Genomic DNA, 12,543 nt, shown 5'->3' with positions numbered 1-12,543 from the left:
ACGTGAATTTATCTGCAAATCTGTTATAATAAGATTAGTTTTTAGAAAGTGAGGTTACTATTCCATGATAAACATTACAATTTGGTATGAAAAGCTTCAGGAAATGACGACTCCGGATTATCGTTTTGTTAAGATTCCAGAAGACAAACGAGAAGAAGTTGAAAAGTATCACGCAAAAGGCTCCAAAGCAATCAAAGAAGCTTATCCGCTCGGACTTGGTGGAACATTGAAAGATTATATTTCACAGATGGACGATGTGTCTGTGACACTTGTCACTCTTGATATGCCGGAATTTGGACTGCCTGATGAGCTTCTTGAAAAGACAGATGTTTTAGTCTGGTGGGCTCATGTCGGACATGATGCAGTACCAGACGACCTTGCCCGCAAGATTCAGGATCGTGTGCTTCGCGGAATGGGATTTATCGCCCTGCATTCTGCCCACCTTTGTAAGCCACTTCGTTTCCTGCTTGGTACAAGCTGCACTTTACAGTGGCGTGAGGGTGATTTTGAACGTATTTTCACAACTTCACCGACTCATCCGATTGCACAGGGTATACCTGCAAGTTTCGAATTAGATGTGGAAGAAATGTACGGAGAATACTTTGATATTCCAAAACCGGATGATGTTATCTTCACCGGCTGGTTCCGCGGAGGAGAAGTCTTCCGTTCTGGCTGTACATGGACAAGAGGTTATGGTAAAGTGTTCTATTTCCAGCCTGGACACGAGACAAATCCTACTTATCATAACCCACATGTTCTACAGATTATTAAAAATGCAATCCGTTGGGCTGCACCTGCTGCTCCGATTAAAGAAAAAATCGAATGCCCCCATGTAGAGGTGTCACCGGAAAGTAAGTATCAGAAATAGTCGCTCGCCCCCACAAACGGGTGGGGGCGATTTTGAGCCGATTAGGGACGGAGTTTAATGGCTTTTTGCGAGCAAAAAAGCCATTAAACTCCGTCCCTATCCGGCTCCTGGCATCTATTTATAGTATTCTTCTATTACACACTCATGTATCTTACTCTTTTTATCATAATTAATTCCAACTAAAAGAACATCGCCGGTATATTTCTCTAATGTTTTTGGATATTGTCTGTCTTTTATCTGCTGTATCGCTGTTATAGCATTCTTATTCCACTTTAATTCCACCAGCAACGCTGGATATTCTCCTGCATATTCTGGTTTAGGAAGATACACAAAATCTGCAAATCCTCTTCCTGTTGGCAGTTCTCTCATCGGCTTAAAGTAATATTTCATAGAACTCAAATATGCAATTGTCAGAACACTACTCAATGAATTTTCATCGTTATACTTAATTGTTGAAGCATATTCCATATGAATTTTTTCAATTGTTTCAGCAACCATTTCTGATGCTCTATCTAATGTCGCATCAAGAAGTTCTTCCGATTCTCTCTGAAATGTAATCATTTCATCCCATTGTTTTCTTCTTGTAGCTGCTGTAAGTTCTTGTCGAATTTCTTCATTTGGAATAAATGCATTTTGTGTTTTCTGATCATATCCCAGATATCCTAAATGAATCAAGTAGGTAAGCACATCATCTTTGTTCGTAAAATTTATTGTATCATTCTGAAAACAAAAAACATCAACTTCGACTTGTGCCCCTGAAAGCATAGTAATAATTGCGCTCTTTAAGCCATTAAAATCCATATTGATCAATGGAACAATCGCATCATATGTACCGGTTTTTGACCAATAACTCTGATACTTATTCCACAACAGTACTTCTACTACTGCTTTCGGATTGTACACCTGATACTCCTCTAATAAATAACCATCATACCAATGCTTTACTTTGTCAAAATCCCGATTATACTGCTGACATAATTCTTTGACTTCCTCTTCCGTAAAACCAATATACTTTGCAAATCCTCTTGCATCTAACATCGTAAATTCATTGAAGTTGTTAAGTGCAGATTGTGTTTGTATTTTCTTAATCGGCAAAATTCCTGTCAAATATGCTAAGGCAATATATCTTGTCGGCATCGTTCCCTTAAACATTCCTCTGAGAAATGTAATATATTCTTCTTGTATCTTCTGATTCGCTCCTTCATCACGAATCAAAACATCCCATTCATCAATAATAATTACGAATTTTCTCTTCGTGGATGCATTAATCAAAGACAAAGCTTCCGGTAGTGAAGCAATTTCCTCCGGAAGGTATTCAGAATATATCTCATGTAATTCGGCAAGAATGTTTTTTGTAATAAAACCAACCACCTTCTCCGGTCCCCCGGCTGGTTCCATGCACCACTGCACATCAAAATGAATCACATCATATCGATTCATATATTCCTGCCAATTTTTATCCCGTCCAATCTGCAGATTTGAAAACATCTGCCTAGAATTACATCCCTTACTGTAATATGCTGTAAGCATATCCGCTGTAATTGATTTACCAAATCTTCGTGGACGACTATTACATATAAATGCTTCTGTCGATTCAAGAATACTATTTGTATATTGGATAAGTTCTGTTTTATCTACGTAAATACTGGCATTTAAAGCTGCCTGAAATGCACTGTTATCTGGATTTACAAATAAACTCATATGTGTCACCCGCCTTATAATATAGCAATCACCAAATATTGTATCTCTCATATTATTGTATCATAAGGTTTACCGATATTCATCCTTTTATTCGTGAGCCGGATAGGGACGGAGTTTAATGAGCCGATTGGGGGACGGAGTTTGATGGCTTTTTTGCTCGCAAAAAAGCCATCAAACTCCGTCCCCAATCGGCTCATTAAACTCCGTCCCTATCTGGTTCTATGAATACGTAATTACCTTCTTCCGTATCTGATTAAACTTAATCAAATCCGTATCTACATACTCCAACGCATACAACGTTTCTCTGTCTCTTTCATCATAATTAATACCCTTAAGCAGAAGATAAGATTTATCATCCCCGCCATATTTTTTTACAATATGATGTATTTCTGGAATTTCCTTACTGTAGATTACCTGAATCTCTGTCTTGTCCCATTGAATCGTATGTCCGGTTTTATGATAAATATAATAAAACAAGGAATCCATATCCTCTGTTGTCATATCTTCATAATCCGGCAGCAATTCTATATCTACATAATCCTGCACAATAGAACATAACTTATCATCTGCAAAAAATGCCTTTACACAGACGATCACATCCTGCCCTTCTTTTATTTTCAATGCCAGTGCTACTTCTTTAGAGGCAGCTTCCGTACGACATTCAATAATCTTGACAGACGGTGTATATCCACTGTTTCGAATCATATCTGAGAAATGCATAACTGGGTTAAAACTAACTTGAATCCCTGCCGATACAGGATTTACGAAGGTTCCTTTTCCATGTTTTCTTGTAATTATTCCTTCATTTGCAAGATCATCCAGAACACTACGGATTGTAATACGGCTGACACCAAACATAAGTGCCAACTCTTCTTCTCTTGGAAGCTTTGTTTCTACAGAAAGATCCATCTGCGAAATATGATCCAGCAACATGTCCTTTACTGTCTGTTTTAAATCTAATTTCTTTACTTTTTTAATCGCCATACCATTTCATCTCCTACTTAAAATCATACTCGCATCTAATACATATCGTCAAGCATTTCCAGTTGAATCATGCTTTTTATACACCTAATAGGTTACTATTTACAGTACCTTTGACCTGCAGCGCATCTCGCCATTTTAAATCGCAAAAAATTGTTACTGCCCATCAACTGAACAGTAACAATTTTGATTATCTTTTTATTCTACTGTATTACACTAAACATTGCCTCTACGGCTGCCACACATTGAATGCATAGATTGTGATAACCATACTAATCACCAATAATACATTTCCTGCCATGACAACACCTGCGGATGTAGAAAGACATGTCATAAAAGATCCACATCCCATTAATATAATTCCGATCAAAGCTGCAATCTTATATTTCAACATATTTTTCATTGGCTTATTCTCCTATTTTTCTGAATACTTTTTTGCCTGTTAATTTCATTAAAATGAAGTAAATAATTCCGCCGAGAACCAGTCCTGTCAAAGATGGTAATCCAATAGGAAGAACATTTGCTAAAACAATAGAAACAACCCACGAAATCCAAGTCATTACATTAAAGTTCTTAAACTCTGTTTCTTCGAGCATTGGATAGTTCTTTTTATGAAGCAAATAAAAATCTACCAGGATTATTCCTGCAAGTGGTGGCACAACTGTTCCGAGCAGATCAAGAAAACTGAACAGGAAGCCAATCTGATATGGTTTTGTCAGTGTAGCTAATGCAGAAAGAACAAGCAATACAACAATAATCTTCTTTCTGTCTGTTTTCAACGCATTTGACAAGTTCAATGATGTTGAATACAGGTTTGATGCATTTGTTGTAAAAATGTTTGTTGTCATCAGAATTAAACTTGGAATAACAAGTCCCATAGCAAGAAGAACTTCTGTCAAATCACTGGTTCCAACAGCAATTGTTGTAATTGCTCCACACAAAATCATAAATACATTACCAATCAAAAGCCCTGTCAAAGTTGCTCCTACTGCAGCTTTTGTCGATTTTGCATAACGCATGATGTCTGCAATACATGTTGCTGTAGAAAGAATCCATGTTCCGATAATTGCTGTGATTCCGCTTCCGAGTGAAATGCTTCCTTCCGGTGTGAATCCGATTACTCCTGCCAGACCAACCATATTGATTCCTTTAAGTGATGTTCCAAGAGAAAGGAAAATGATTGCCGGAATTGCAACATATCCAAGGATTGTGATTGCTTTGATTCCTTTAAATGAGAAAATTCCCATGATTACTGCACTTAATGCCATACAGATGTACTCTCCAACTTGTCCACAATGAAGAACTGTTGCAACAAAATGTCCATATGTTGCAGCCTGTATCGTATACCAGCCAAGGTTTACGATTGGTACAAAGAAGGATGCGATTCGTGATCCTTTTTCACCAAAACTGTATCTTGTCATCAGTGCAAATGTTAATCCCGTCTTGCATGCAATATAACTTACCAAACATGCAATCAGGCAAAGGAAAACATTTCCTATTAAAGTAGCTAACAAAATATGTTGGAAGTCTAATCCTTCTGCCAAACCTCCTCCGGCCATCATACTTGTTACTACAAATACAAATCCCATCCAGATAATTGTCAAGCTGGCGTAACTTTTACGTTCTTCCTGTGGTACGGTAGAAAGTGAATATTCTTTATCTATCTGCTTTTCTTTTTCCATTCTTCTGCCCTCACGTCTTCATTCCATTGTCTTTTATTTTTGCTTTTTAGTTGTTCCAGTAATCCTTATGAACCTCTGCTACCTTCGGTGCCAACTCTGGGAAAGGTCCGATAACAGTAATATCTTTCTGTCCACGTGCAAATACTTCGCGACATGGAAGATCAAACGTCGGATTCTGCTCATCTGAACCTGTAAGCGCCAACAAATCTTTTTCTGTCATTGCATATACAACAGTTCCGATATTTGCCCAGTACATTGCTCCTGCACACATTGCACATGGCTCTGCTGTTGTATATAATGTGCAATTCCATAAAAATTCTTTGCTATATTCCATAGACGCTCTCTCAATCAACTGAGTCTCCGCATGTCCTGTTGCTTTGTGTGTAGAGATTTCTACATTCTCCTGTTCCATCAAAATGTTTCCTTCTGCATCAACAAGTAATGCTCCAAATGGTGTGTTCCCTGCTTCGCGTGAATGTTTTGAAACTTCGATACAACGCTCTAAATAGTATTCATGTGACTGTTTCATATTTTTTACTCCTTTTAAAATATATTTTCGTTCTTTGAGGTATAAGGTAATACCTCTTATCTATTACAAATTTAATATATCATGGTTATAACAATTCTTCAACAACATTTTTTATACTATTTATAATTATTACTTATAAAAATATATAAGAAAGCAGACAGGGACGGAGTTTAGTGGCTTTTTGCTATGCAAAAAAGCCACTAAACTCCGTCCCTGTCTGGCTCCCGTCCCTATCTGGTCCCTTTAAGATTTATTATTCTTTTATCAAACGTACCTGGTATGTTTTTTCTGGATCCAACTTATATTTTTTCATAAAGTAGGCTTCATTAGCTGCAATAGTAACATATGAAGCTAAATCATTAAAGATAACATCTTCACCTTTTTCTACATATCCAAAAGATTTTTCATATGGTATCACTGTATCAAGTATCTGTTCTTCTCCATCTAAAAGAACCATTCTTACTTTGTCTCCTATTCGGAATCCAGCTTCTTGAAATTCTTTATTTTCAACAGTTAATTCAGCACTTCCGAATGGGTCATAACTCTTAATTTCTGTCTCCACCAAACCTTCTGAAATTTTCGCACATTTTAACTCATGACATACAATTTCTTCAACTGGATATGCCGGTCCGACTTCTTCAAAGGAAATCACTCCTGATGCAAGTCTTGCTGCACAATATGCAAATAAATCTCTTCCATGGAAAGTATGCACATCTTTTGTTAATGGATAACGATTTATTTCCTCATTAATTTCTCGTATTTCTTCTACTCCAATTCTTTTTTTCAGATAAGTCAATGTTCCATTATCTGGAGTCACAACATAACTTCCATTTTTTAATTTTGCAACAGATGCCTTGCGACTTGTCCCAACTCCCGGATCTACTACCGATACAAAAACCGTACCATCTGGCCAAAACGGAACTGTATATTGCAAACAATAAGAAGCTGCTTCAATATCAAAAGCTGGAATTAAATGAGTAATATCATGTGTTTCCAATTCTGAATCTACCAAACGGCACATTCCATGCATACACGCAACTAATCCTGAATCAATCCCAAAATCCGATTGCATAACTATTGTTGGTTTTTTCATGCCTATTTCCCCCCTTTTTCACAGAGCTCCATCTCTATTGTCCAGTTTGGACCTACTTGAATTCCATATTTTTCTGACATATTTTCATAATTAATTGCAATTTGTATCTGAAGTGTCTCACTAACCATTAAAAGTGGTTCCCCTTCGGCTACTGAACCAAACGAATCGCAGAATGGCACTTTTCCAGAAAATACCGGCTCTTCTTGTCCTTGTTTTCTTATTTTAACATTTAATAAATCTCCATAGGAAACTCCTGCTTTTTCAAATACATCTGCCGGAATGTTACTACAAATTAATCCAAAATGATAATCTGCAGTATCAATCATTCCAAAAAATTTATTTCCTTCCCACTGATATGGAATAATCTCATGTAAAACAATTTCCTCAATCGGATACTCTGGTCCGACTTCTTCATAAGTAATAATTCCTGCTGCCAGTTTTGCAGCACAGTATGCAAATACATCTCTTCCATGAAAAATGTTACACTGCGCTGTGTTTTTTAACCGATGAGCTTCTTCATTAATTACACGAACAGCTTCTACACCGATATATTTTGCCACATGTGTAAGAGTCCCATTATCCGGAGTTACAACATAACTACCATTTTTTAATTTTGCGACACACGCTCTTCGATCTGTTCCCACACCTGGATCTACAACAGAAACAAAAACTGTGCCTGCTGGCCAGAAATCAACTACGTAACTTAAACACGTAGAAGCCTGATATGTATCAAAACTCTTAATATCATGTGTATTATCAAAAACACGTAATGTCGGATCCACCATCATACACACGCCCTGCATAGTACAGACGGAAATATCTTTTGTAAAATCTGTTTGCATTACAACTGCTGCTTTCGAATTCATAGTTTTCCTCCTCAATTTTAAATTTTATATCAGTCTATTGTTGATTATCTAATAATTCTTTAAAGCCTTCTACTGAATAACTTTCTCCTAATCGTTTCTTCTCTAAGGCTGTTCTTAATGCACTCATTCTCTTATCTTTTAATGGAGTCACTGCCATAACTACACCAGCTCCAAATAAACATACCCCTGGAAGAATAGTAAACATTATTTTTATCATATTCAGTGCATTTTCTCCCTGCACAGCTAAAGTTGGATTGAATCCACTCTGTTCCAATAGTATGCCCTGTACCGCTGCAGCAACAGAACCACCAAGTTTTAACAAAAACGAGTAATAAGACATAATAATTCCGTCACGTTTTTTTCCTCGCTGAAATTCATCATAATCTACAACGTCATATAAAAAGTTAAAAATACACATCCAATAAGCACAAGTTCCTACACCAACCAGTACTACATAAACACATCCCATTGCAATATTAGGAATACCAGTAAACATTGTAAGTATCATAATACTTCCACTGAAAATAGTACAACCAACATACACCTTACTTTTACTAAAAATTTCCACCCCTTTTGTTACAAATGGAATAAATACAATTGATACGATATTCATAGCTGTAAACATCAGTGATGCTTGTGTTTCAGCCAACCCCATGTTGTACGTTACATAATACATCAGACTAGAGTTAAATAATGTCATGTATACATTAGTTAAAAGTGCACAAAGAATTACAAGCACATACGGTTTCATCTTCATCAGACTCCAAATCTGTACGAAAAATCCTTTTATATTCATCTTCTCAGTCTCAGCGACCTCTTCTATTGGCTCTTTACCTTTAGTCATCCACCACATTAATGAAATTGTAATGACAGAAATAACTGCTGTGATCACACCTACTGTAAACCATGAATTTGCATCTGAGAAACCACTCGCCACCATTTTTCCAACAATAAAAGTAGGAACAGAACTTGCACAAAAAATTCCAACATATCCAAGTACTTCACGAAAAGCTGCCAATTTTACACGCTCGCTATCAACATCTGTAAGTACTGATCCAAAAGAATAGTATGGAATATTAAATGCTGTATACGCTGTCCAGAAAACAAGGACTAAAATCAAATAATACAAGTTTTTTTGTGCAGCCGAAAAGTCCACTTTTAAAAATAATAGTACCATAGAAGCACCGAGCGGAACTACTGATCGCAAAATCCAAGGGCGACGTTTTCCCTTGCTACTTCTAGAATTATCTACAATATACCCAATAATCGGATCAGTAATAGCATCCCATGCAATTGCAATTGAAATAATAGCTCCAGCTACTGCTGGACTCACCCCTGCAACTGTTGTCATAAAAAAAGATAAAAATGATAAAATAAAATTGTATGATGTACTATCACCAATAGATCCTATCGTATAACCTAAAATATCCTTTGTTTTCAATTTCTTATTTATCGTTTCCATGAGTCCCTCCTACTTAATGCGGTTTACAACCGCCCATGTCCCATAAATTTCAAATCCAGTCTTTTCGAAAATTGAGTATTCTGAATCTGCTGGTGCAAAAATGCAAGGCATTTTTCCTTCTTGATGTATATATTCACTTAATACAGATAAAACCTTCTGTGCATACCCATTTCCTCTATATGCGTGATCTACACAAATTCCTCCCAGCATACAGGATTTTTCTGTTTTTGCTGCACTATTTCCGTGTGCAATAATTTTCCCATTTTCTTCAAGCAGCACATGAATTCCCTCATTATTTGTAATACGATTTACAATCATTTCCTTTTCACCATATGGTGCTACAAACTCTGGAAAACTCATCAAAAACTGATAAATAGCATCTACATCATCCAATTTTGCAATTCTTAAGTTTGCCATTGGTTTTTCCAAAATTTGTACTGGAATAGGCTGTACATACAAATTACTTTCTACCATGTTCCATGTACTATCCAAATAATCTAAAACTTGTTTGACAAGTTCCCCTCTTCCCATTATGGTTCTAATTTCTCCATTTACTAACTGTGCAACCGCCCTGCCATCTATGTAGTCCGGTTCACCTGCAAGAATCAAATTATGATAATACCGCAAGTAAACACCTTGACATTCTCCATTTTCTTCCTGCACATAAATCTGTTGAAATGAATGATTAAATCCATATTGTTCCATATCTGCAAGCAAAAATGTATGATAAATCGGATTTTCTTGCAAATAGTTTAATAATTGCCCTCTGTCTTTTTCTTCGCAAAGACGTATCATGTATCCTCCCCCTCTTATCTTGTTGAACATGTTCATCTTGTCCAAAGATTAGCATTGTTTTTATCTGTTTGTCAACATTTCCTCCATACTTTTTTAATTTTTATAACTTTCTCACAAGGTTTAACATACAATCTTGTGCATTTTGTATTTCCAGTCTCTTTTCATTTCCTACTTATCAGAATTATAATTGCACAGACAAAAAAAACATGATATGATTAACTTGTTCATCAAGATTGAACAAAGGAGGTCGAATAATGCAAACACGACTATATACCGATAATATTCCCGTATATTTAGATGTGTACAATTCTCTATATAAGGATATTATGGACGGAACTTATCCACCTGGAGAATATCTCCCTGGAGAAACTGCTCTATCTCAGAAATATGGTGTCAGCAGAAATACTCTTCGGCAAGCTCTTGCTATTTTGCAAGAAGATGGTATGATTATTAAATCTCAAGGAAAAGGAACTTTAATAGCTCCCCATTCTCCATCCTCCCCTACAAATCTTTTGGAACATCCGCTTCTAACCCAATGTAAGCTTCCTATAACAGATACGATACTATCTTATAATTACGGTGCTCCAACGGATATTGCAAGGGATAAACTAGAACTCACAACCTGTGATTTAGTTTTAGCATGCAACTGTGTATTCCATTCCGATCAAACTGTCTTAAGTTATTCCTTCACACAGATTCCGGCAACTTTTTTTGATTTGCTTCTTTTGGACACTGCTCAAGAAGACTCTATTCGTGAAGTTATATTGAAGACATTATTTACACATACAGAACGAATGGACACAACGATTAAATTAATTTATGTTAATCATATGGAAACTGACTTTCTAAAAGTTCCTGAGCAAACTCCGGCACTTTTATTAGAATCGATTCATTACACTAAGGAAAATCAACCTCTGGCGCGCAACAAATTTTACGTTTTACCAGAATATTATCAACTACATTTTCCTCTTTATCGCAAATCCAACAGATAGGGGAACCAGATGAGGAGCCGATTGGGACGGAGTTTAATGGCTTTTTGCTCGCAAAAAAAGCCATTAAACTCCGTCCCAATAACATTTAGTTAAGCTTTTTTCAATTAATAGTTGACAAAATCGTAAAAATGTGCGGCACCTTACTGATTATTATAATCAGTAAGGTGCCCTTTGAAGTTAGATATATTTTTACTTCAAGGAGGTACCACACATGTACATGACACCAGCAACTATTCGAAAACGTTTCTTCTCTGTTCTTGAAACAGCAGAGAAAAATATTCATTTGTATGTTAATACTCCAGGTTCAGATATGACCAGACACAGACTCTGTCCTTTTTCTGACACGGTAAAATCTACTCTCTGCCTCACCATGAATAGGACAAATACAGAATTATTTAACTTTTTTATGTCCCAAAACAAGAAAGTTCCATCTAAATCAGCTTTCACACAACAGCGAAAAAAACTAATTGCTGATTTTTTCCCGTATCTTTTAAAATCTTTTAATGAAAAAATTCCTTTTACCAAAACGTATAAAGGGTTTCATCTTGTTGCAGTAGATGGTTCTGATATTAATCTTCCTACTAATAAAAATGATTTTGAATATCGTATAAAACAGGCTCGAAGTGACAATGTGTTTTTTCAGATGCATTTGAACACTTTGTTTGATATCTGTGAAAACAGGTATATTACTGCTGTTACCCAACCACGCCCTAAAATGAATGAAACACAGGCTTTCTGTCATATGGTCGATCACTGTAATCTGCCAGAAAATACGATACTTATCGCAGATAGAGGATATGCCTCGCTAAACACAATGGCTCATTTAATTGAAAAAAAGAAATTTTTTCTCATTCGCTGGAAATCTCCGTCTGCACCATCTGCTTTTCTGAAAGATATTTTGCCAGCTGAAACAGAATCAGATAGAGAGATTGTTTTGGACGTAACAAGATCGAAAAAAAACAAGCATCTTTGTCATGGGGATAAAATGAAAATAGTAAAAAATAAAAGAACCTTCGAGCCGATTCCGATTGATGATAAGAAAAGTGTATATACCATGAAAATTCGATGCACCTGTATACAACTTGAAAATGGAAACTACGAATATTTGATTTCTAATTTACCATTAAAAAATTTTTCTGCACTGGATCTACGAGAACTTTACTGGAAAAGATGGTCTATTGAAACTTCTTTCCGACGCTTAAAATATGCGCTTTCACTAGTGTATTTACATTCGGTTAATCGGGAACTGATTATTCAAGAAGTATATGCAAAACTTATTATGTATAACTTTGCCTCACTTCTTCACACCTTTGCTACAGAAGAAAAAAAGAAAGAGCAAGGAAAGAAAAAAAGGAAATATGAATACAAAATATCCTTTGAAGATGTTCTTCCTATTGCACGAAGATTCATAAAACATCGAATGACGAATGATATAGTAAAAGCTCTAATGCTACGACATCAAACAGCTATTAGGGTGAAACAACAGACCGCTCGACAGGTCAGATCACAAACTGTAAAGCCGTTAAACAATAGAGCTTAACACAAGATATATTATATTGTATTAATCAGGCAGA

12 protein-coding genes are annotated in these 12,543 nt (G+C 36.1%); 3 read left to right on the top strand and 9 right to left on the bottom strand.

Translation table 11 applies throughout. The features are described from left to right. Positions 1-64 precede the first annotated feature (64 nt). Complete coding sequence (locus H8S40_RS01325; protein WP_118737690.1) at positions 65-868, top strand: ThuA domain-containing protein; 804 nt, start codon at positions 65-67, stop codon at positions 866-868. A gap of 114 nt (positions 869-982) precedes the next feature. Here the strand turns inward: H8S40_RS01325 and H8S40_RS01320 are convergent, their stop codons facing one another. The 9 genes from H8S40_RS01320 to H8S40_RS01280 all read right to left on the bottom strand — a co-directional run bounded on the left by H8S40_RS01320 (position 983) and on the right by H8S40_RS01280 (position 9,977). Then, positions 983-2,569, bottom strand: a complete 1,587-nt coding sequence (locus H8S40_RS01320) for an AAA family ATPase (protein ID WP_186864365.1) — start codon at positions 2,567-2,569, stop codon at positions 983-985. Between the two features lie 219 nt (positions 2,570-2,788). Then, positions 2,789-3,553, bottom strand: a complete 765-nt coding sequence (locus H8S40_RS01315; RefSeq protein WP_186864364.1) for a GntR family transcriptional regulator — start codon at positions 3,551-3,553, stop codon at positions 2,789-2,791. Between the two features lie 226 nt (positions 3,554-3,779). Then, positions 3,780-3,953, bottom strand: a complete 174-nt coding sequence (locus H8S40_RS01310; RefSeq protein ID WP_172696980.1) for a hypothetical protein — start codon at positions 3,951-3,953, stop codon at positions 3,780-3,782. 4 nt (positions 3,954-3,957) lie between these two features. Beyond that, positions 3,958-5,232 (bottom strand): cytosine permease, encoded by a 1,275-nt coding sequence (locus tag H8S40_RS01305; protein WP_118689238.1) that lies wholly within the window; start codon positions 5,230-5,232, stop codon positions 3,958-3,960. 46 nt (positions 5,233-5,278) lie between these two features. Next, positions 5,279-5,761, bottom strand: coding sequence for a nucleoside deaminase (locus H8S40_RS01300; protein ID WP_121056414.1), 483 nt, complete (start codon positions 5,759-5,761; stop codon positions 5,279-5,281). Positions 5,762-6,014: 253 nt separating this feature from the next. Beyond that, positions 6,015-6,854, bottom strand: coding sequence for an SAM hydrolase/SAM-dependent halogenase family protein (locus H8S40_RS01295; RefSeq protein ID WP_186864363.1), 840 nt, complete (start codon positions 6,852-6,854; stop codon positions 6,015-6,017). A gap of 2 nt (positions 6,855-6,856) precedes the next feature. Further along, on the bottom strand, positions 6,857-7,720 hold the full coding sequence (locus H8S40_RS01290; RefSeq protein WP_186864362.1) for an SAM hydrolase/SAM-dependent halogenase family protein: 864 nt from the start codon (positions 7,718-7,720) through the stop codon (positions 6,857-6,859). Positions 7,721-7,754: 34 nt separating this feature from the next. Further along, positions 7,755-9,182, bottom strand: a complete 1,428-nt coding sequence (locus H8S40_RS01285; protein ID WP_186864361.1) for an MFS transporter — start codon at positions 9,180-9,182, stop codon at positions 7,755-7,757. 9 nt (positions 9,183-9,191) lie between these two features. Further along, positions 9,192-9,977 carry a GNAT family N-acetyltransferase gene (locus H8S40_RS01280; RefSeq protein ID WP_186864360.1) on the bottom strand — a complete coding sequence of 262 codons (786 nt, stop codon included), beginning with the start codon at positions 9,975-9,977 and terminating at the stop codon, positions 9,192-9,194. Positions 9,978-10,231: 254 nt separating this feature from the next. Between H8S40_RS01280 and H8S40_RS01275 the strand changes: the two genes are divergently transcribed. Both H8S40_RS01275 and H8S40_RS01270 read left to right on the top strand, forming a co-directional pair. Beyond that, positions 10,232-10,969 (top strand): GntR family transcriptional regulator, encoded by a 738-nt coding sequence (locus tag H8S40_RS01275; protein ID WP_118738265.1) that lies wholly within the window; start codon positions 10,232-10,234, stop codon positions 10,967-10,969. Positions 10,970-11,180: 211 nt separating this feature from the next. Further along, the gene (locus tag H8S40_RS01270) at positions 11,181-12,509 is read left to right on the top strand and encodes an IS4 family transposase (RefSeq protein WP_186864359.1); all 1,329 of its coding nucleotides are present in this window, start codon (positions 11,181-11,183) and stop codon (positions 12,507-12,509) included. Positions 12,510-12,543: the final 34 nt, after the last annotated feature.

It is taken from the genome of Ruminococcus hominis (genome assembly GCF_014287355.1).
GTDB classification, from domain to species: domain Bacteria; phylum Bacillota; class Clostridia; order Lachnospirales; family Lachnospiraceae; genus Schaedlerella; species Schaedlerella hominis.
This window is presented reverse-complemented; position numbering and strand designations above follow the sequence as displayed.

Bases quoted from the DNA above. Each gene is read 5' to 3' on its own strand.
- H8S40_RS01280 (WP_186864360.1), bottom strand. From the start codon at position 9,977: ATGATACGTCTTTGCGAAGAAAAAGACAGAGGGCAATTATTAAACTAT.
- H8S40_RS01270 (WP_186864359.1), top strand. From the start codon at position 11,181: ATGTACATGACACCAGCAACTATTCGAAAACGTTTCTTCTCTGTTCTT.
- H8S40_RS01285 (WP_186864361.1), bottom strand. From the start codon at position 9,182: ATGGAAACGATAAATAAGAAATTGAAAACAAAGGATATTTTAGGTTAT.
- H8S40_RS01275 (WP_118738265.1), top strand. From the start codon at position 10,232: ATGCAAACACGACTATATACCGATAATATTCCCGTATATTTAGATGTG.
- H8S40_RS01315 (WP_186864364.1), bottom strand. From the start codon at position 3,553: ATGGCGATTAAAAAAGTAAAGAAATTAGATTTAAAACAGACAGTAAAG.
- H8S40_RS01290 (WP_186864362.1), bottom strand. From the start codon at position 7,720: ATGAATTCGAAAGCAGCAGTTGTAATGCAAACAGATTTTACAAAAGAT.
- H8S40_RS01310 (WP_172696980.1), bottom strand. From the start codon at position 3,953: ATGAAAAATATGTTGAAATATAAGATTGCAGCTTTGATCGGAATTATA.
- H8S40_RS01320 (WP_186864365.1), bottom strand. From the start codon at position 2,569: ATGAGTTTATTTGTAAATCCAGATAACAGTGCATTTCAGGCAGCTTTA.
- H8S40_RS01305 (WP_118689238.1), bottom strand. From the start codon at position 5,232: ATGGAAAAAGAAAAGCAGATAGATAAAGAATATTCACTTTCTACCGTA.
- H8S40_RS01325 (WP_118737690.1), top strand. From the start codon at position 65: ATGATAAACATTACAATTTGGTATGAAAAGCTTCAGGAAATGACGACT.
- H8S40_RS01295 (WP_186864363.1), bottom strand. From the start codon at position 6,854: ATGAAAAAACCAACAATAGTTATGCAATCGGATTTTGGGATTGATTCA.
- H8S40_RS01300 (WP_121056414.1), bottom strand. From the start codon at position 5,761: ATGAAACAGTCACATGAATACTATTTAGAGCGTTGTATCGAAGTTTCA.